At 50.5% G+C, this 20,028-nt stretch carries 15 protein-coding genes and 2 pseudogenes; 13 read left to right on the top strand and 4 right to left on the bottom strand.

The genetic code is table 11. From position 1 onward, the window contains the following. Positions 1-17: 17 nt before the first annotated feature. A pseudogene (locus tag FPZ45_RS25565) lies at positions 18-481 on the bottom strand (IS1634 family transposase); the annotation flags it as partial. 221 nt (positions 482-702) lie between these two features. Continuing rightward, positions 703-1,311, bottom strand: coding sequence for a helix-turn-helix transcriptional regulator (locus FPZ45_RS18510; protein WP_144705218.1), 609 nt, complete (start codon positions 1,309-1,311; stop codon positions 703-705). A 216-nt stretch (positions 1,312-1,527) separates the two neighbouring features. Between FPZ45_RS18510 and FPZ45_RS18505 the strand changes: the two genes are divergently transcribed. The 7 genes and pseudogenes from FPZ45_RS18505 (at position 1,528) to FPZ45_RS18475 (ending at position 9,058) form a co-directional block, all read left to right on the top strand. Further along, entirely contained in the window at positions 1,528-1,797 is a 270-nt protein-coding gene (locus FPZ45_RS18505) for a hypothetical protein (protein ID WP_144705216.1), read from the top strand. Between the two features lie 196 nt (positions 1,798-1,993). Then, entirely contained in the window at positions 1,994-2,950 is a 957-nt protein-coding gene (locus tag FPZ45_RS18500) for a hypothetical protein (RefSeq protein ID WP_222430788.1), read from the top strand. Next, a complete protein-coding gene (locus tag FPZ45_RS18495) occupies positions 2,943-4,298 on the top strand; it encodes an FtsK/SpoIIIE domain-containing protein (RefSeq protein ID WP_186438457.1) in 1,356 nt (451 codons plus the stop codon). The genes FPZ45_RS18500 and FPZ45_RS18495 overlap by 8 nt, the downstream gene beginning before the upstream one ends. Before the next feature lie 299 nt (positions 4,299-4,597). Next, positions 4,598-4,948: pseudogene (locus tag FPZ45_RS18490) on the top strand (manganese catalase family protein); the annotation flags it as partial. Between the two features lie 404 nt (positions 4,949-5,352). Next, complete coding sequence (locus FPZ45_RS18485) at positions 5,353-5,853, top strand: NfeD family membrane protein (protein WP_144705208.1); 501 nt, start codon at positions 5,353-5,355, stop codon at positions 5,851-5,853. Between the two features lie 42 nt (positions 5,854-5,895). Continuing rightward, positions 5,896-7,320 carry a flotillin family protein gene (locus tag FPZ45_RS18480; RefSeq protein WP_144705206.1) on the top strand — a complete coding sequence of 475 codons (1,425 nt, stop codon included), beginning with the start codon at positions 5,896-5,898 and terminating at the stop codon, positions 7,318-7,320. Between the two features lie 148 nt (positions 7,321-7,468). Beyond that, complete coding sequence (locus FPZ45_RS18475) at positions 7,469-9,058, top strand: sensor domain-containing diguanylate cyclase (protein WP_186438456.1); 1,590 nt, start codon at positions 7,469-7,471, stop codon at positions 9,056-9,058. Positions 9,059-9,132: 74 nt separating this feature from the next. Here FPZ45_RS18475 and FPZ45_RS18470 read toward each other — a convergent pair whose 3' ends face one another. After that, a complete protein-coding gene (locus FPZ45_RS18470; protein WP_144705202.1) occupies positions 9,133-10,593 on the bottom strand; it encodes a hypothetical protein in 1,461 nt (486 codons plus the stop codon). A gap of 267 nt (positions 10,594-10,860) precedes the next feature. On the opposite strand from FPZ45_RS18470, the gene FPZ45_RS18465 reads away from it, so the two are divergent. From FPZ45_RS18465 to FPZ45_RS18440, 6 genes are all read left to right on the top strand, one after another. Next, entirely contained in the window at positions 10,861-12,339 is a 1,479-nt protein-coding gene (locus tag FPZ45_RS18465) for a sugar ABC transporter ATP-binding protein (protein ID WP_144705398.1), read from the top strand. A gap of 19 nt (positions 12,340-12,358) precedes the next feature. After that, positions 12,359-13,354: an ABC transporter permease gene (locus tag FPZ45_RS18460; RefSeq protein WP_144705200.1), complete on the top strand. Its 996-nt coding sequence runs from the start codon at positions 12,359-12,361 to the stop codon at positions 13,352-13,354. 84 nt (positions 13,355-13,438) lie between these two features. Further along, a complete protein-coding gene (locus tag FPZ45_RS18455) occupies positions 13,439-14,410 on the top strand; it encodes an ABC transporter substrate-binding protein (RefSeq protein ID WP_144705198.1) in 972 nt (323 codons plus the stop codon). Positions 14,411-14,518: 108 nt separating this feature from the next. Further along, positions 14,519-16,129: a response regulator gene (locus tag FPZ45_RS18450; RefSeq protein WP_144705196.1), complete on the top strand. Its 1,611-nt coding sequence runs from the start codon at positions 14,519-14,521 to the stop codon at positions 16,127-16,129. Then, positions 16,130-17,890 carry a cache domain-containing sensor histidine kinase gene (locus FPZ45_RS18445; RefSeq protein WP_144705194.1) on the top strand — a complete coding sequence of 587 codons (1,761 nt, stop codon included), beginning with the start codon at positions 16,130-16,132 and terminating at the stop codon, positions 17,888-17,890. Positions 17,891-17,902: 12 nt separating this feature from the next. After that, a complete protein-coding gene (locus FPZ45_RS18440) occupies positions 17,903-18,883 on the top strand; it encodes a substrate-binding domain-containing protein (protein WP_144705192.1) in 981 nt (326 codons plus the stop codon). A 50-nt stretch (positions 18,884-18,933) separates the two neighbouring features. On the opposite strand, the gene FPZ45_RS18435 is transcribed toward FPZ45_RS18440, so the two are convergent. Then, a complete protein-coding gene (locus FPZ45_RS18435; RefSeq protein ID WP_144705190.1) occupies positions 18,934-20,028 on the bottom strand; it encodes a YheC/YheD family endospore coat-associated protein in 1,095 nt (364 codons plus the stop codon).

The raw sequence follows: 20,028 nt of genomic DNA, 5'->3' as shown, positions 1-20,028 counted from the left end.
TTGGTCGAAATCAATTACTTCAAGTGTGCCCTATAAGGCAGGTTGATGTTGCTTTCGCTGTAGAAGCTGCGGTTCATCACCAGCTTCATTAGAAAACCCGGATGAAGAGAAATCAGAGAGTAAATTCGTGATGGTCTTCGCGTCAGGAATGTTCCCCGCCAGCTTGTGGCAGTAGAACGGCAGGTCGGAGGTCTCTCCAGCGCAAGTTGATCACCTTCTTTATTCCTTCTGTATTGAACTTGGCGCAATCCTCAGAATAGCTGGAGATAGAGGTGATGTCATAAGCCCAATATTCTTTGTCCACTCGCCGCTTTCCTTGCAAGCGGAAGAATTGGCTTTTGGCTTCTTCGGTAATGGAAGCGAATATTTCTCTGCTTCGTTTGGAGGGGATATTGTCTCCAAAAGGGTGCTTATGTAAGTGGCTCCATTTTTCGAAGCGGTACAGAGGATTTTTATCCTCAAGGATTAGGTAGAAGAGGATCCAGGTTTCATCTTGCAAACTGTTTAGTGTGATGGCCCTGGCAGGGGTCACTTACTCCAATAGGAAGGGATCGGGCAGCCATAATCGGCAGCTCGATCCCCGTTTTATTTTTTTTTGAATTGCGAGGATGTCTCTTTTTTTTATTTCGATTGTGTAATTCGTCGGCGTAAAACATTGGGAACAAACAATAGTAATTTCAAACGAGGTTTGGAACGGTGAATCTACTCCTTATCAAAATTCATCTTGTCCATTGCAACTCGGGCGGATAATTCTGGTAGTTGTCTGCGAGCTATGCAATAGGCAACGTCAGAGCCGAAATGCTCATCATTCATAATCAAAACAAATTCGGCTGTTTCCCCTGCTCCTTTTTCCTCTAGCTCTTTTAAATATTTAGCTTTGACACTTTCACTCCAAGCCTTGTAAGCAGGTTCGGGCAAATCCTTTTCCTCGTTAATTCTTTCAATCTCTTTCATTTCCAAAAGATAATCCCTTACCACGTTTGAAAGATGCATAGTTAAAAATGAAGTTTCACTCAACACACTCCTAGTTTCAATTGGTATTGTAAGCTTCCCTAGACTAAAGAAAGAACGAAAGTTATCTAATACATTATCATCTTTAGCTGCGTCCTTTAACCCATACAGCCAATCAAGGGTAACACCATACTTTTGTGCTATCTCAATTCCTTTATCAATAGTAAGAAAACGTCTTGAGGTTTCTACACTGCTTACAGTGTTCTTGTTAATTCCTAGTTCTTCAGCGATTTTTTCTTGTGTAAGACCAAATTCCTTTCTTAATTCCGCTAAACGAGATTTAGGTAACGTTGAATTCATAATATTTACCTCCAAGTTATTTCCCTCATCATACACAACATGTGCGTACTTATCAATTTATATTGGTAATGTACCTATATCTGAATACTTACATTTGCATATAGGGCTACACCGCAATTTGGCAGATTTACACACCTTTTTTCCGTACAATGAACATTGCAAGGGATCCTTTGTCACACTAATAAACGCTGAACTGTTGGAGCTGAACGTTCAGCAATGAAAAAAGGAGATTTTGAAATGGAAAAAAGATACTTAGTTACAGGTAGTTGGCATGACAAGACCACAGGTAAACCTATGTCGGGAATAGCAGAGATCAGTAGTGGTAGAAACAAAGCAGGGCAACCATTCGAGTTCCTTAATACGGACAGTCGTGAAACCCCTATTGAGGGCACTTATGCTGTTGGCACTATACTGATAGCTTCTATTAGCTTGGCCCAGGAAAGCCCTAGCAAAGCACCGCTAAATCTGAAAAGCAGCAGCCAATAAACTGCTGCTATAAGATTGTAGTCAATCGGCATAACCCCGTCGCAGGCGGTTTTCCCTTAGGAAAACTGCCCTGTGGCGGGGTTGCCTAAGGGCTAGTATTACCCTTAGGCAACCTCTGTCGCAATGTCGCATAATCGCACCGCTGTATTTTGTCGAATTTTGTCTTAAATATGTCATGGTAAAGGACGGTGACAAATTGAAGGACACACAGTCACGCAAATGGCAAATCACAATAAATTTTAAGAATAGGAAACAGATAGATCATACAGCAATCAAGAAAGAGCTGTCACAAATTACCCCTATTCTATACTTCTGCATGGCAGATGAAGTTGGAGAGCAAGGCACACCGCATATTCATATTTTTATCGCTTGTTCTTCCCCTGTTCGGTTCTCGACTATCAAGCGACACTTCCCTGAGGCGCATATCGAACAGGCACGAGGGAGTTGCAAGGAGAACAAGCAATATGTAGAAAAATCAGGAAAATGGGAAAGTGACCCCAAAAGTGATACTTCCATTAAAGCAACATTTGAGGAATGGGGGGAACTGCCTGTAGAGCGCCCAGGCACTCGCTCCGATCTTGATTTTCTTTATCAGCTTGTAAAAGACGGGAAAAGCAATTTCGAAATCTTGGAGCAAAATCCTGAATATCTGTTACGGCTAACAGATATTGAACGTGTTCGCCAAACGGTCAAAGCGGAAGAATTTCGCACAACATTCCGAAATATGGAAGTGACATATCTATGGGGACGCACTGGCACTGGCAAAACCCGCTATGTAATGGAACTGGGAGGCTATGCCGCCGTTTATAGGGTAACAGAGTATGAACACCCCTTTGACAGCTATACAGGACAAGAAACGCTCGTGCTTGATGAATACCGTTCTCAACTAAAGATTAGCGAGCTATTAAATCTGCTTGATGGATACCCTTTAGAGCTTCGGTGTCGGTATGCCAACAAGACAGCTTGTTTCACAAGGGTTTACATTATCAGCAATCTTGCTCTAAATGCTCAATACCCCATTATTCAAAAAGAGCAACCCGAAACGTGGCAAGCATTATTAAGGCGTATACACCGAAATATTGAGTATCGACCAAACGAGGAAGTTTTTGAACAAATCACATTAAATGATGGAAAGGACATTTTCAATGAATAACGTTAATCAAAACGATAGAATCAGGCGTGAAAGGAATAGATTAAAAAAAGCCGCTTACTTACGCTTCATAACAGGGGTTAGACAACTTTCCACTATTCACAGGTGGAAAAATGTCTTTGTGGCTATCTACTTGCTAGTTGCGGCGTTTGCGTGGGCTTATCGTGGCAAACTGCTGGTTGGGCTTGATAGTGCTTTCTCACTGTTACCTATACTCACAATAGCGGTTGACTGGCTTGTTGCCCTGTTCTTGTTACTCGGCTTGCTGTGCCTCATATCCACAATCGGAACGCCACTAAAAGCCAAAGTTTTTCAAGACCGCCTTATAAGAGCGGGCTTTACAAATCACAGTCACGAACCGCCTTTGCTTCTTGCAAAGTATAAACACCCCAAAAATCCTAAACTTACAATATGGGAGTTTGATGAAAACGAAACCTCGCTATCCATTTGGGAGAATAAGAAAGACAATATTAAGGGCGCTTTAATTGATACAATTATCAATATGAAGCAAAGTAAAAACGGGCGGCGAATTATTCTATGTACCGTTTCCCCACGTTCCATGCTGCCGCCACTTCTACGCTGGCAAGACAAATACCTAAGTAAAGAAAGTTTTGAGCTAGTGTTGGGAGAAAGTCTAATCGGGCGAGAAACAGTCAACCTTGCAAAAATCCCCCATATCCTTTTGGGCGGCTCTAGCGGTTCGGGTAAAAGCATTCTGCTAAAGCTGCTTCTAATGCAGTGCGTGGAAATGGGGGCAGAGGTTTATATTGCCGATTTTAAGGGTGGAGTCGATTTTTCCGCTGCATGGCATAAAAAATGCCGTATGTGCTTTGATGAAAGCGATCTGCTCGACCTGCTGACAAGCCTAACGGACGAATTACAACGCCGTAAGGCTGCATTTCGTGAAGCAGAATGTGCCAATATTGACGAGTATAACACCGCCACAAACACCCATCTAAAGCGTATTATCTTCGCTTGTGATGAAATTGCGGAAATCCTCGATAAAACCGGACTTTCCAAAGAACGAAAAGAGCTAATTTCACAGATTGAAAGCCATTTATCTGTCATTGCTCGGCAAGGTCGAGCCTTTGGAATCCACCTTATTATTGCAACTCAACGCCCATCGGCTGATATTCTAAGCGGGCAAATACGCTCAAATATTGACTTTCGTATCTGTGGCAGGGCGGATAATGTCTTGTCACAAATTATTCTTGATAGCACAGAAGCCGCCGAACAGATACCGAAGGATGCACAAGGGCGATTTATTACAAATACAGGGCTAATCTTCCAAAGCTATCTATTTGATGATAACGAGGTGTTTTCGAGCGGGTCGCGAGCAATCGGAGGGTGATCCCGATAGAGAAAGCCAAGAAACAGGGAACAACAATACCTAAACATGAGCTTGAAGCCCTTGCCGTAACAACCTAGATGAATTGGACAAATCTTGATACTCATAGAAATAAGGCAGAGGTGATGCCAATGCCGAAGACGGAAACGATGATGGGGCAACCATTGACCTTCGAGAAGACGATTGACGGCAAGGGGACTATACAGGTATTCGGAAAACTTGATCTTGATAAATTCATACAGCGGTTATTATCCTCGAAAGCTCTAGTCAAATAGGGCTTTTTCTTATGTTGCAATTTAGATATCGTTTATAAGCTGACTAAGGATGCGACTACTGAGCAATTGGAAGCCGCGGGTCTTGGCGCGAATTTCGCCAATCATGACGGAGCGATGTTCTATAATAACGCCGCGGGCGTACCCTGGACGGCTGCTTACATAGCCGCTAAAGGCGATCCGATAGCCGATTTATATGAAGATATCGCCGCGGAAGAAAAGGCGCGAGCGACGTATCAGTGGCTGATCGACTTAACCGATGACGTCGATATTCAGGATTCGCTGAAGTTTCTGCGCGAGCGAGAGATCGTCCATTCACTGAGATTCAAGGAAGCGGTGGAAATTCTGAAAGCCGACCGCGAGCAGAAAAAAATCTATTAAAGCGGCGATTTGTCGAACCGGGCTCCCCTTCATGGGGAGCTTGCTTTTGCATTTGCCTAAAAAGCGGAGGTTAGTCGGGCTTTCCGAACTAGGAGTGGCCAAAAGGCGGTTTCGTGCGAACTAGTTAGGTTTCGCCGGATTAGAGGCGCCCGAGACACGGTTTGGTACGATTTAGATAGGTTTCGCCGGATTAGAGGTTCCCGAGAGGCGGTTTCGTGCAATTTAGATAGGTTTTACCGAACTAGAAGTGACCCATCCGCGGGCAATCATTTCCCGGGAAAGTGAAGTTACTAAATATAAGAATCATATCCGACATTGACGAAAAAAGGGGTAACTTTCCATCATAATTTACGTATTACTTAGTAGAACCATCAAGAAGGAACGGAAGGGGGGTGCAACGCAACTTGGAGACGTTATTGATCGTGTTGTTCGGAATCGGCGTCGGTTACGCGGTGTTGTCCGCTGTAGTTGGAGACATATTCGGATTGGACGTCCATACCGGCGAGCATCCTTTCTTGTCACCGACCATTATTGCGACTTTCCTTACCGTGTTCGGCGGAGTCGGGTATATGCTGCTGCATAATACCGGATGGTCCGCGGTGCTGATCGCCGGTCTGTCTCTTCTGGTAGCGCTGGGCGTATCGTCGGTCGTGCTGTTTCTGGTCGTCATTCCGCTGCAAGCGGCCCAGAAGGGGATGGCGATGTCCGCCAAGCAGATGATCGGCCTGGAAGCGGAAGTGGTCACTTCCATCGAGGTGTCGCGGCTGGGCGAAATCGTTTACGAGCAAGGAGGCAGCCGGCATAGCGCTCCTGCCAAATCGACGGGTTCCGAAGCGATTCCGTACGGCGCCCAGGTCAGGATCGTCGACGAGCTGGCCGGTACATTCGTCGTGGAGAAAGTATAGAACTTGAATCTTATGATTCAATAAGAGAGAGGTAGGTTGAACATGGACGCAACATTGTATATCCCGGTTGGAATCGTAGTCGTCGTTATTCTTCTTATTGTCGTATTCGCTTCGAGATACCGCACCGTCAAAGCGGACGAAGCGATGATCGTAACGGGCGCGCTGACGCGAGATGGCATGAAAATCGTAAAAGCCGGAGGCACGTTCGTATGGCCGGTCGTACAGAATGCTTCTTTCCTGTCGCTGCAGGTGCAGACGGTAGACGTACATACACCCGAAGTCTACACGGTGCACGGCGTGCCGGTCATGGTGGATGGAGTGGCCCAGATCAAGATAAAAGGTGATCAGGAATCGATCGCGACCGCTGCCGAACAATTTCTGGATAAACCGGAAGCGGAATTGAAGGGCATCGCCACTCAGACGATGGAAGGGCATCTGCGGGCGATTCTCGGCACGATGACCGTCGAAGACGTCTATAAAAACCGGGAAGAGTTCGCGAGAAACGTGCAGGAAGTCGCCGCAAGCGACTTGAATAAAATGGGTCTCCAGATCGTCTCGTTTACCATCCGGGACGTCAGGGACAAGAACGGTTATTTGGAAGCGCTCGGGCAGCCTCAGATCGCTTCGGTAAAGCGGGACGCGGAGATCGCCAAGGCGAACGCTTACCGGGACGAGCAGATCGCCAAGTCGATCGCACTCGAGGAAGGCAAGAAGGCGGAATTCACGGCGGAGACGAATATCGCCGAAGCGGCCAAAGCGATGGAAGTGAAAAAGGCGACGTTTAAGCAGGAGCAGGACATGAAAAAGGCTGAAGCCGACCAAGCTTATAAGCTCCAGGAAGCTCGTTCGATGCAATCGGTCAAAGCCGAAGAGATGCAAATTCAGGTTATCGAGCGGGAGAAACAGATCGAACTCGAGGCCAAGGAGATCGAACGCCGCGAACGCGAGCTCGTCGCGACGGTGAAGAAGCAGGCGGAAGCAGAGCGTTTCGCCCAAGAGCAGCGGGCCGAGGCCGACCGTTACCAGATCGAGGCGAAAGCGAAGGCGGATGCCGAAGCCGTCAGATTGGCCGGTAACGCGAATGCGGACAAGGAAAGAGCGGAAGGTACCGCCGAAGCCGACGTTATTCGTCTTAAAGGTTTAGCCGAAGCGGAAGCGAAGGACAAGATCGCGGACGCGCTGCGCAAGTACGGCGAAGCGGCGGTCATCGAGATGATCGTTCAGAAGTTTCCGGAGATCGCGCGGGCGATCGCGGAGCCGCTCTCGAAGACGGAGAAGATCGTCATCGTCGACGGAGGAAGCGGGGCGAACGGTGGAGCAGGTAAAGTAACCGGATATGTGACTGACTTGCTCGCCAAGATGCCGGAAACAGTCGGAGCGCTCACCGGAGTCGACATCAATAAGTGGCTGAACAGGTTAGCGAATGGCGATAAGTCGATCGGAAACGAAGCTCAATCCGAAGAGTAATATTCATAACGAATCGGGGCGCCCTCGGGCGCCTTTTTTGCGTGTTCTCGCGTAAAACGAGAAGATACAACCGAAATTTCGATTGGAGCAAGGGGAAAGCGGTTTTTTGTCGAATACATGAGATAAGAGAACTATAGGGGTAATGATTATGCATCTACAAAAGGGCTTCAGACTAAGGTCAACCGTGAATGCGATCGTTACGCTGACGGTACTGGCAACGATGGCCATCAGTTCGTTCATCGCATACAGCAGCGAAAAGCAATCGCTTACACACACCACGTTCCAGTTAAATCAAGTCTATGCCGACAAGATCTCGGATACGGTGAACGCGGTCTTCGCCAATATGAAACATGGCTTGGCGATTACGGGAGAATATTTGGCCAAAGACCTGTCGAGGCCCGATCTCCAAGATTATCTCGAACTGTTCCAGAAGAGCAACTCCTCTTTTAATTCCGTATTTATCATCGGTAAGGACGGAAAACTCGTCGAGTCCTCCAACCCGGCGGTCAAAAGGGGAAGCCTGATTGCCTCGGACGGGACGAAACAAGCGCTTGAACAGAAACGTTCGCTTATCTCCGAGCCTTACATCAGCGCCGCGACGAATAAGCTGATCGTCATGATCAGCGAGCCTCTATACGATTCCGAGGGCCGATATAGCGGTTTTATCGGAGGGTCGATCTGGCTGCACGAAACGAATATTTTTCAAACGATACTCGGGAGCGCTCCCAACGAGTCGGATGGCTCTTACGCCTATGTGGTCAGTTCTAAGGGGATATTGTTGTACCATCCCGATTCTTCGCGCATCGGCGAGAAAGTCGAAGGCAACCCGGTCATCGATCACGTCGCCGCCGGATTAAACGGAATGGAACGCGTCGTAAATTCCCAGGGCGTGGATATGCTGGCTAGCTACGCCTACATCAGGGAAGCGGGATGGGGAATCGTCGCCCAGACGCCTACGGAGGTCGTATTGACCGTTGCGAGCAAGCTTGTGCTGCGAATTATGCTGTACATGTTTCCTGCGTTATTGATTTTCCTGATCGCGATTTATTGGATTATTCGCAAATTGTCCGATCCGCTCGTTAAGTTGGCTTCATTCGCTTCCATGCTCTCCCCCAACAACAGCGGCAGGGACGAGCTTCCGAAAATCCATTCATTGAACTACGAAGCGAACGAGCTGCACAAAGCGTTCGGAAGGGCGGTCCGTCACTTCCGGTATCAGTTCGACAACCTGTCACAGGAAGCCCAAACCGATCCGCTGACCGGACTGAACAATCGCCGGACGATGGACAAGTACATAAAAGACTGGATTTCGATGAGCAGACCGTTTTCGCTGATCATCTTGGATCTGGATCACTTCAAGCTTGTGAACGATACGTTCGGTCACGACGTAGGGGACGAAGTGTTGAAGTTTCTGGCGAATAACCTGCGGCGGTTGTTCAATGAAGATTACAAATGCTGCAGAATGGGCGGGGAGGAATTTGTCATTCTCGTTCCGAACGAAAGCATCGAGGTTGCGCTTCACGAAGCCGAGCGCATTCGCAAATATATGGCGGAGACAGACAGCCCGACCGGAGGCAAGGTCACGCTGTCGATCGGCGTCGCGCACTATCCGGGTTTCGCGAGCAATGCCGAGCAACTTTTCCGCATTGCGGACGAGGCGTTATACAGGGCTAAGCATCAAGGCCGGAACCGCGTCGAAGCGGCCCAAGCGTTAAGCCCACAGGAAATGACCATATGATCGAAAGAAATGCTGCTAAATAACAAGAGGGCTTCCCCCGGTCACCAGACCTTGGAGAAGCCCTTTTTCTGTCTTTACGGTTTGGAATTCGTCATTCCTTTGGTAAGAAATACGTTCCCATACTCCCCTTTGAATACCGGATCGCCGAACCGGCTGACCCAATCGTCGAAGTGTTTGTATGAAGAGTTATTGCGCGTTACGACATAATCCGGCCGGTCGTAGGCGACGATTTCGGGCAAGTATTCCGAAAACCCGTTCATGGAACGTTCGAAGGCGGTCCAGCCGAACACGCCTTTGGATTCGGAAGTGATAAAAGGATCCTGCCTGCCGTCGCAGAGAATGTCGCCTCCCCGAAACATGACGTACCCGGAAGCGCCGTATGGAGCCAGCACTCTTGGCCTGCCCGTATCCGATTGCTGCTGTAGAATATAGTTCATCTCTTCGACGGGATACGCTTTGCGATCGACCGGGGGAGGAAAAAAAGCAGCTATCGCCAAATTAACGGATAGCCCGATCGCCAAGCAAACCGAGATCGCGCGCGTGCTCCATTGCGTTCTAAGCTTGTCCGAATGCGGGATGATATCGACGATAGTGGCCGCGAAGTAAGGGAGAAAAAGCCACATGAACAAATTTTGTTTATAATTCGATACGCCTAAATAGACGATGCCGAGCATGAGCATGAAACGGAACGGTTTTCTATGCAAGACGAACGGGAGAATGGAGACGAACGCAAGCAGCAGCAACATCCTTGGGAAGTTGACCCACTGGGCGAAACCGATAGGCTGCCACTCGTCGATCCTCATATTAAAATTGTTCCGCGTAACGACAAAAATGAAGAAAATGCTTTTTAGACCGCCGACGTTCGCGAGTCCGGATAACAAGACGAGAGCGAACGTCAAAGCTCGGCGTTTGTCGATTTTTTTTTCCAACCAAGCTTCGATGACGGCCATTCCGGTGAAGACGGCCACAACCAGCCATACGCCTGTATGGATGTTGGCGACGGCCAAGGACAGCAGAACCAGGAGAACCGAATAGCCGGTTTTGGGTGCCATGCGGAATTCTCGCAAATAAACGAAAAACCATACGATAAGAAAAGCCGACATCATCTGAGGACGCATCGCGAAATAGTAGTAATAGACGCAGGCAGTTACGGCCAATACGAGCAAAAATAAAGCCGAATGCCGCTGCTCCATTCCCATTTCCTTGCGGGAAACGCAAGCCATGCGGTATAGACCGAGTACGAGCAGAAACAGGGAAATCGCGGTCAGCGCGTACGCCCCGGTCCATCCGAATATCTTGTAGATCGTGGCGATTACGATCTGAAATCCGATTTCGTGAGGGACGTAAGGTAATTGATCGCCATAGAAGGTATGAATGGCGTGATGCAATACGGAGCCGTGCTCGATCATATATTGCCCGAGTTCAATATGCCAGAAAGTATCCGGATCATTATATGAATATTTAGGAAACAGGCATAGAATTGCAATGATCGTAACGGCTGCATATGCAATGAATGCAAATCTTTTTTTCGTCATGATTAAGAGGTCCTCGGATTCCCAAAGTAATAGTTGGAACGATAACTTATCCAGATTACCAAAAAAGGAAACAACCGTCACCCCCGTGATTCCTCGCCAAATACAATTCCCTTCTAGCTAAATAACCCCAATTAAATCCAACATCGTAAAATTCTCACCTTTTTTGCGTAAGAAAATAAATTCTGTTCGCGGCGATCCCTCGCTACAATTAGCCCAGAGGCAAAGAACAGAGGGGGTGTACGGGTGGACAATCAGCCGATCGTCTTGATGGAGGGCATCGAGAAATCGTTCCCGGGTGTGCATGCCTTGAATCAGTGCAGGTTCGAGTTGCGGGCGGGAGAAGTTCATGCCCTCGTAGGGGAGAACGGGGCCGGCAAATCGACGATGATGAAGGTGCTAACCGGCGTATATCGGAAAGACGCGGGACGGATTGCCTACAAAGGGAAGGACATCGACATTCCGAATACGAAAGCCGCCCAACAGCTTGGCATCAGCATCATCCATCAGGAGTTGAATTTGATGCCTCACCTTACGGTGGCGCAGAACATCTATATCGGCCGGGAGCCGCGCCGGAAAATCCGTTTTCTGCTCGATGAAAAGGCACTTGAGGAGCAGACTCGGGCGTTGTTCAAAAAGATGAACCTGGACATGGATCCCCGTGCCAAGGTGGCGGACCTTACGGTCGCCAAGCAACAAATGGTGGAAATTGCGAAAGCGTTGTCATTCAACTCCGAAGTGCTGATCATGGATGAACCGACGGCCGCATTAACGAGCAGCGAAATCGAGGAACTGTTCAGAATCATCGAACAGCTCAAAGCTTCGGGAGTCGGGATCGTCTATATTTCCCACCGGATGGACGAATTGAAACGGATTACTGATCGCATTACGGTCATGCGCGACGGCTGCTATATCGATACGGTCGATACGGGCGAAGTATCGGTCGAACGGATCATCTCGATGATGGTCGGACGGGAAATCTACCATTCCGTCGAGCCGATGGCACGAGACGACTCCGAAGAAACCGTACTCGAGGTGCGGGACTTGAATCGGGGCAGGACGCTTAGGGGCGTCAGCTTCGAGCTCAAGAAAGGAGAAATTTTGGGATTCGCCGGGCTGATGGGCGCCGGGCGCACGGAAGTCGCAAGAGCGATATTCGGAGCGGATGCGATCGATTCGGGAGAAATTCTCATTCGCGGCAAACCGGTTCGCATTCGCGGCCCGCACGACGCGGTGAGGCAAGGAATCGGCTATTTGTCCGAGGATCGGAAGAGGTATGGATTGCTTGTGGAGATGGACGTCAAAACGAACGTAACGATCGCCACGTACGAGAAATTCAATCGGGTCGGCTGGATGAACCGAGATCGGATCGAACGTTCCGGGGAAAAAATCGTGGATCAGCTCAAGGTGAAAACGCCCGGCGTTCATCAGAAGGTAAAGTTCCTCTCCGGAGGCAATCAGCAGAAAATCGTCATCGGCAAATGGCTCACCAAGGACAGCGACATTCTCATCTTCGACGAACCGACGCGAGGCATCGACGTCGGCGCCAAGGGAGAAATCTACAAGCTGCTCGAGGAGCTTGCGGAACGGGGCAAATCGATCATTATGATTTCTTCCGAATTGCCCGAGATTCTTCGAATGAGCCACCGCGTCATCGTCATGTGCGAAGGACGGATTACCGGTCAGTTGCTTCGGGAAGAAGCGGATCAAGAGAAAATCATGAAGCTCGCCACGGACAGAACGGGTTGAAGCGGGGAGGGAGTTCGACATGAAAGTCGCATTAACGTCCAAGAAACAAATTCAAGTCAAATCCGGCATGTTGCAGCAGCTGCTTGCTTTCGCGAGTCTGATTGCTTTGGTGATCGTGTTCACGTTATCTTCCGAGAATTTTTTCCGATTCGATAATATCATAGGTATCCTCCTATCGACCGCCGTCATCGGCGTGCTCGCTCTCGGATCGACCTTCGTCATCATCACGGGAGGAATCGACCTGTCCGTCGGCACGGTCATGACGTTCAGTTCGGTGATGACCGGCGTCATTATTACGTTCTGGAATATGCAGATTCCTTACGGCATTGCCGGAGGAATTCTGGCCGGGGCCCTCTGCGGACTTCTCAGCGGATTGGCCGTGGCGAAGATGAAGATTCCTCCGTTTATCGCGACGCTCGCGATGATGATGATAACGAAAGGTCTGTCGCTTGTCATCTCCGGCACGAAACCGATCTATTTCGACAAACCGCATGCAGAAGGGTTTACGAAGCTCTCGCTGGGCTCGGTTACGAATTGGCTGATCGGAGTCGAGATTCCGAACGCGGTGCTGATCTTCTTCGGCCTCGCGATCGTCGCTGGCTTGATTCTCACGAAGACGATCATCGGCCGCTACAACTTCGCACTCGGAAGCAACGAAGAAGCGACCCGTCTATCCGGTGTTAACGTCAATGCTTGGAAAATCGCCATCTATACGATCACTGGCGCCTTTAGCGGGATTGCTGGCATCCTGATGGCTTCCCGGCTCAATTCCGCACAGCCCGCGCTTGGTTCTGGCTACGAGCTGGAAGCGATCGCCGCGGTCGTGATCGGGGGGACTTCGCTAAGCGGCGGTCAAGGCACGATCCTCGGCACCGTCATTGGCGCGCTAATCATGAGCGTGCTGACGAATGGGCTGCGAATCTTGTCCGTTCCTCAAGAATGGCAGACGGTCATAATCGGACTCGTCGTCATCGGCGCGGTATACTCGGACATTTTGCGCCGGCGAAAAGCTTAAGCGGGCGCAGGCCGCCAACAATCGGTATTTCCTCCGATCAGGAGTGATATACAATATCCATTACTATTGAAGGGGAGACTCGAAATGAAATTGAAAAAGCTTGGATTGCTCACCTTGGCGATCGTGCTTCTCGGGACCGTGCTCGCCGCATGTAATAAGGACGACAAGAAAGAGGCGTCGAACGGAAAGATGTACATTCCGCTGATCTCGAAAGGCTTCCAGCACCAATTCTGGCAAGCGGTTAAGCAAGGCGCCGAGAAGGCGGCGAAGGAGTTCGACGTAGAGATTACATTCGAAGGTCCGGAAACGGAAGCGCAAGTCGACAAGCAGATCGAAATGCTGCAAGCGGCGCTGGACAAGAAACCGGCCGCGATCGGGTTCGCGGCGTTGGACAGCAAAGCGGCTACGCCTTTACTCGAGAAAGCGAAGGCGGCTAATATTCCGGTCATCGGATTCGACTCCGGCGTAGACAGCCCGATCCCTCTCGCGACGGCGGCAACGAACAATGTCGCCGCAGCCGCCCTTGCCGCGGATAAAATGGCCGAACTGATCGGTGGCAAAGGCGAGATCGCACTCGTCGTTCATGACCAAACAAGCCGCACGGGAGTCGACCGCCGCGATGGTTTCAAGCAGCGGATCGAAGAGAAATATCCCGACATCAAAATCGTAGATATTCAATACGGCGGTGGGGACCATCTGAAATCGACGGATCTTACGAAAGCCATTATCCAGGCTCACCCGAACATCAAAGGCATTTTCGGTTCTAACGAAGGCTCGGCGATCGGCGTAGTCAACGCCATTACGGAATTGAAGAAGGAAGGGCAGATTATCGTGGTCGGCTACGACTCGGGCAAACTGCAAACGGACGCGGTTCGCAGCGGCAAAATGGCCGGCGCAATTACGCAGAATCCGGTCGGCATCGGCTACGAGACGGTCAAAGCGGCCGTTCAAGCCGCGAAGGGCCAAAGCATTCCGAAGGCGATCGATACTGGTTTCCTCTGGTACGACAAAACGAACATCGATTCGGATGAAGTCAAGCCAAATCTCTACGACTAAATCATCGATTTCGCAAATGAAGACAAGGTTGCCTTGAGAGGCAACCTTGCTTTCTTGTATTCAATGGAAATGAAATCGCTTATACTCAAGAGATAGAGGGGGGAGGGCATGTATAAGATCATCTTGATCGACGATGAAGACGAGGTCCGGGAAGGGATCAAATACAAAACTCCTTGGAAGGAATACGGTTTCGAATTAATCGGGGATTTCGAGAACGGACGGGACGCTTGGGAAGCGATGGAAACGCTGAAGCCCGATGCGGTCATCACGGACATCTGCATGCCGTTCATGGACGGATTGGAATTGACCCAGCTCATCTACGAGTCCTTTCGGGACGTCAAAGTCGTCATCGTGACCGGATTCGAAGATTTCGATTACGCCCAAAGGGCGATTAAACTCAAAGTTAACGATTATTTATTGAAACCGCTTAATTTGCAAGAATTTACTGATTTTCTCTCTGGAATGAAACGAGAGCTCGATGAGGAGCATTCCCGCAAGAACGATCTGTCCTCCTTGAAAAGCCAATTGCACCAGAGTTTCCCGCTGTTAAAGGAACGATTTCTGGAGCGGCTCGTCGCGGGGACGATGCCGCAGGAGGAACTGGAGTCGGGCTTGGACACTTTCCGGATACGCCTGGACGGATCGTCCGTCGCCGCATTCGTTGGCGATCTCGATGAACCGAAGGCTGGTAGCCCGAAACTGTCCGATTCCGATCTGGAACTGCACAGGTTCGGCGCATACAACATTATGCAAGAAATCGTCGAGACTGAGCACGGGGGTGTCGTATTTCGGACGCGCGACCATAAGGTTGCCGCCTTCATCTCGGCCTCGCCGGAACGCCTTGCGCTTCATGCGGAGAAGCTTGCGGGAGATGTTCGCCGCAGCGTGGAGAAATACTTGAACAGGACGATGACGATCGGCGTCGGACGTCCCGGCGCGAGTCTCGAAGGTTCGCCGGTTTCGTTTCGGGAAGCGCTTTCGGCGCTCGACTACCGGTTCATGCTCGGAACGAACCGAACGATCTCTATCCGAGACGTAGAGTTCGGCAGCGGCGGCAGCCGCCCCCTCAACAACGATTGGGAGAAAAAAATGATTGCCGCCATGCGCACGGGAAGCGGAGATAACGTCACCAACGCGCTGCAGGCCGGATTCGATGAATTAAGATCATCCGGCAAACCGGCGGACAAAATCTTCGGCATCATTCATAAGCTCGTGGCCGCGCTGATGAACTGGATTGCGGAAACCGGTTTACGCCCCGAGGACAGCTTCGAAGACGACGTTTTTGCGCAGATCGGAGCGATGAAAACGTTGGACGCGATACAGAGCTGGCTGAACGGGCAATGCCTCCGTATTCTCGCGGACATGTCGGCGAAGCGCTCCAATGTCGCGTCGCTGCAAATGATGGAGGCGGAGCGATTCATAACCGGTCATTACATGAACGAGGAATTGACATTAAACGACATTTGCAGCCATTTGTACATAAGTACCAGTTACTTTAGCACGTTGTTTAAACAGCATACCGGAATGACCTTCGTCGAATATTTGACTCGCACCCGCATCGAGCAGGCGAAACAGCTGCTTGCGATCACCACGCACAAAACCTACGAAATCGCGCAGCAGGTCGGATACGGGGACCCGCATTATTTCAGCGTCATCTTCAAAAGGCATACGGGCTTGACGCCCAAGGAGTACCGGAGTATGCAGAAGGGGATATCCTGAATGAGAACTTGGCGTCCGTTTCGCTTCAAGAGTATCCATACGAGCATTGCCATTGCCTTCTCCAGCTTGATCGTGGCGATGACGGTGCTGCTCACGTACAATTCATTCCGGCTCTCAGAGGAAGCCGTAACGGACAACGCCAAGACGTACGCGGAGCAATTGGTCGATCAGGTGAACACGAACATTCAGACTTATCTGGATAACATGGTGAGCATCTCCACCTTGGCCATGAGCAACGGGGAATTGGAGAAAGCGGCGCTGCCCGGAGCTGCCTTCGCTCCCGAGGGCCGAGACGCGAACGAGAAAATCGGCCGGTTTTTCCGTTCGGTCGTCAGATCCCGCGAAGACATCGCGACGATTCTGTTCGCCGGGGAGAACGGCAATATCGTTTCGGACAGGGAGACGGTGACGTACAAGCCCGCGGAGGATTTGCAGAGCCAGGATTGGTATCGCAGCGCGCTAGAGGCGAAAGGCAAAGTCGTGATCAGTTCCTCTCATGTTGAACATCTCTTTCATGGCGAGTACAAGTGGGTGATATCGATCAGCCGACAACTGGGGGAGCCGGGCAAAAGAGGCAACGGCGTGTTGATGGTCGACCTGAACTTGAACGTCATCAATAACCTGTGCCGCCAGCTCGAGCTGGGGCGGCGTGGTTACGTATTTATTCTGGATCCGGCGGGAGATCTCATCTATCACCCCCAGCAACAGCTGCTGTACAGCCGATTAAAGTCAGAGTCGATCGCCACCTTACTCGAGACGAAGGACAGCTCGATCCCGCTCGGGGAGAACGGCGAACGCAAAATATATACGATTCGGACGAACGATTACGGTTGGAAAGTGATCGGCGTAACGTACCCGGATGAACTCGTCGGCAATAAGCGGGAGATTCGCGAAACCTCGATTCTTGCCGGCATCGTTTTCCTGGCCGTGGCGCTGTCCATTTCCGTATTTTTATCTTTCAAGCTGACCAAACCGATCAAGCGGCTTGAAAGCTTAATGAAAAAAGTCGAAAAAGGTGACTTCGATATCCGAGTCGAGGTGGAGTCTGCAGACGAGATCGGCAAACTGTCGCGCTCTTTTAATCTGATGATCGGCAAAATCAAAGATTTGATGAGCCAGATCGTCGAGGAGCAGGAGATGAAACGGATCAGCGAGCTGAAAGCGATGCAGGCGCAGATCCATCCTCACTTCCTGTACAATACGCTGGATTCGATTATTTGGATGGCCGAAATGGGGAAGATGGCCGATGTTGTCAAGATGACGGGGGCGCTTGCGAAGCTGTTCCGCTCGAGCATTAGCAAGGGGGACGAGCTCGTGCCGATCGAAATCGAACTGGAGCATATCCGAAATTATTTGACGATCCAAAAAATCCGCTACAAGAATAAATTCACCTACGACATCGACGTAGACTCCGGCATCCTGCAATGCAAAACGCTGAAAATCGTGTTGCAGCCTCTGGTCGAAAACGCCATTTATCACGGATTGAAGCAGCAGGCTGTACTTGGCCATATCGCAGTAACGGGACGGTGGGAAGGCGGAACGATCGTCCTAGAGGTGAGCGATGACGGCGTCGGCATGAACGAGGACCAGGTTCGCGCGCTGACAGAAAGATGGCACCGCAACGAAGAAGGCAGAGGCGTCGGATTGCAGAACGTCAATCAAAGATTACGCCTGTATTTTGGCGAAGCTTTCGGTCTTGAAATCGTGAGCGAACCCGAGGAAGGAACGACGGTGACGCTTCGTATACCGGATATTCGCTAAGGAGGATAGGTTATGCGCAAAATCGTCATCGGAGCCGTCGCCGTCGCATTTGTTGCGGCCGCTTTGCTCGCGTATCCGGTCATCTTTCGCCCGTGGCCGGACAATGACAAACCGATTGTATTCGTTCCGAAGACGGTGGATGGCCGAGTTGACTTCTGGCAGGTGCTGGGGCAAGGCGTATATTTGGCAGGGAAGGAGTTCGGGGAACAGGTTCAGACAGTAGGCGCCTTCGCGGAGAAGGACGTGGACGGACAGATCGCCTTGCTCGAGAAACTAATCGGGGAACGTCCGAAGGCGATCGTCCTGGCGGCTTCCGATTATAATCTGACCGTGCCCGTCGCGGAGAAAATCCGAGATTCCGGCATTCCGCTCATTACCGTGGATTCCGGCCTTAACGGAGGAATATCCGCGAGTTTCATCGGGACCGATAATTATAAAGCCGGAAGACAAGCGGGGGAAGCGATGGCCAATATTGTCGATAAAGAAGCCGAAATCGCCGTAATCAGCGTCGTAAAGGGATCGCGTACTTCGATGGAGAGGGAAAGCGGAGTTCGGGACCGACTGGAAGAATTGGGTATGTCCGGGGTGCTGGACCAACCTTACTTTTCCGAATCTTCGGAAGAAAAGTCGTATGAGATTACGCTGCGGCTATTGAACGAGCGACCCGATCTGAAAGGGATCGTCTGCCTGAACGAACCGACGACGGTCGGCGCGGCTAAAGCGGTGATGGAGGCTTCCGCTTCGGGTAGGGTTAAGATGGTCGGATTCGACAGTTCGACGGCAGAAATCGCTTTTCTCGAAGAGGGAGTGATTCAGGCGATCGTCGTTCAGAAGCCTTTTAACATGGGGTACTTGGCCGTCAGGGCGGCGGTCAACGTTATTCACGGCAAAGCGGTCGAGCCGTCAACCGATACGGGCTCGGAGTTGATCACGAAAGAAAATATGTATACGAAAGAAAATCAAAAGCTGCTATTTCCTTTCGACGGGCGGTAGCATGCCCTTATGGTCTCCCATAAGCGGCATGCTCGTTTAACGATAAGCCTCTACTTCTGATGATAGAGCCATAATCCGTATTCGATAGGCCTTATGATGGCTTTCCGATAAACATCCCGTTCCCCCGCAAGCTTGAACACTTCGCGGGAAGGCTTCGGATTGACCTCGATCAGCCAGATTCTGCCGTTGCGATCGATGGCCAGGTCGAGTGCCAGTTCGCACAAAGCGTCGTAGCTTTCTTCGAGATGCCGGGCGACGGCAACGCCGAAATTCTCCGCGGTCGCGCGGATTCTTCTAATCTCGCCCTCGTTTCCAATCCAACGCCGCAGCAGGGAATTCATCGTCGCCGCTTCCCCCCCGCCATGAAGATTGGACGTGATGCTTCGATGCAGTCCGATGCGGCCCGCGCATCCCGTGACCTCCCACTGACCGGAACCGTTTTTCTGCACCAGCATGCGGTAATCGTGCACCCGTCCGTCGGGCAATTTTATGTTTAGCCCTTGCTGAACGATATAACGGTCTCCATGCTTATCCCAGTGTGCAAGCGCCGAAGCGAGTCCGTTCTTGGAAATCAGTCTCGGCTGAACGATCGTTCTAGAATGGTTTCGGCCTTGCAGCAGCAGCTTTCCGTCCCGTCCCCGTTCGATTCGCAGAATGCCGCGGCCTCCGGTCCCGTTAATCGGCTTGAGGTAGAGCGTCGAAAATCGGTTAAGCATGAACTGCACGTCTTCGGGAGACTGATAGAGTCGCGTGACGGGCAGATAGGGCCGAATGGACGAGACTTTGCTCAGCGTTCGGTATACCGTCCACTTGTTTCGCAGCGGCCGATTGAGAAACTGAAGATGCGAATAACGTTTGCGGAACGAGAGAAGCTGCTGAAAACGATAGCTTTTTTGAATGCGGCAGCGGTCGTAGATGAGGTTCGGGAACCGGACCAAACGGCGGCTCCATTTTTTCGTTTCGGGCTGGAAAAACATCGCATTGATTTGGTCGTTTTCATCGTCTACGTCTTGGGGCGTAAAAACGAACACGGTCATGCCGAGCCGTTTGCCTGCGGCGATCATTTTCTCGTAAACGGATCGTTCTTCCAAAGCTTTGGATTCGTTAAGGTATAAGGTTAATATGCCTAGCGCAGGCTGTCCCAT

It is taken from the genome of Cohnella terricola, assembly GCF_007786475.1.
In the GTDB taxonomy this organism is placed as follows: Bacteria; Bacillota; Bacilli; order Paenibacillales; family Paenibacillaceae; genus Cohnella; species Cohnella terricola.
Note: the sequence above shows the minus strand (reverse complement) of the source record. Positions and strands in the feature narration are given on the sequence as shown.

Bases quoted from the DNA above. Each gene is read 5' to 3' on its own strand.
- FPZ45_RS18470 (WP_144705202.1), bottom strand. From the start codon at position 10,593: ATGACGAAAAAAAGATTTGCATTCATTGCATATGCAGCCGTTACGATC.
- FPZ45_RS18440 (WP_144705192.1), top strand. From the start codon at position 17,903: ATGCGCAAAATCGTCATCGGAGCCGTCGCCGTCGCATTTGTTGCGGCC.
- FPZ45_RS18480 (WP_144705206.1), top strand. From the start codon at position 5,896: ATGGACGCAACATTGTATATCCCGGTTGGAATCGTAGTCGTCGTTATT.
- FPZ45_RS18445 (WP_144705194.1), top strand. From the start codon at position 16,130: ATGAGAACTTGGCGTCCGTTTCGCTTCAAGAGTATCCATACGAGCATT.
- FPZ45_RS18460 (WP_144705200.1), top strand. From the start codon at position 12,359: ATGAAAGTCGCATTAACGTCCAAGAAACAAATTCAAGTCAAATCCGGC.
- FPZ45_RS18475 (WP_186438456.1), top strand. From the start codon at position 7,469: ATGCATCTACAAAAGGGCTTCAGACTAAGGTCAACCGTGAATGCGATC.
- FPZ45_RS18495 (WP_186438457.1), top strand. From the start codon at position 2,943: ATGAATAACGTTAATCAAAACGATAGAATCAGGCGTGAAAGGAATAGA.
- FPZ45_RS18505 (WP_144705216.1), top strand. From the start codon at position 1,528: ATGAAAAAAGGAGATTTTGAAATGGAAAAAAGATACTTAGTTACAGGT.
- FPZ45_RS18450 (WP_144705196.1), top strand. From the start codon at position 14,519: ATGTATAAGATCATCTTGATCGACGATGAAGACGAGGTCCGGGAAGGG.
- FPZ45_RS18465 (WP_144705398.1), top strand. From the start codon at position 10,861: ATGGAGGGCATCGAGAAATCGTTCCCGGGTGTGCATGCCTTGAATCAG.
- FPZ45_RS18435 (WP_144705190.1), bottom strand. From the start codon at position 20,028: ATGGGACAGCCTGCGCTAGGCATATTAACCTTATACCTTAACGAATCC.
- FPZ45_RS18510 (WP_144705218.1), bottom strand. From the start codon at position 1,311: ATGAATTCAACGTTACCTAAATCTCGTTTAGCGGAATTAAGAAAGGAA.
- FPZ45_RS18455 (WP_144705198.1), top strand. From the start codon at position 13,439: ATGAAATTGAAAAAGCTTGGATTGCTCACCTTGGCGATCGTGCTTCTC.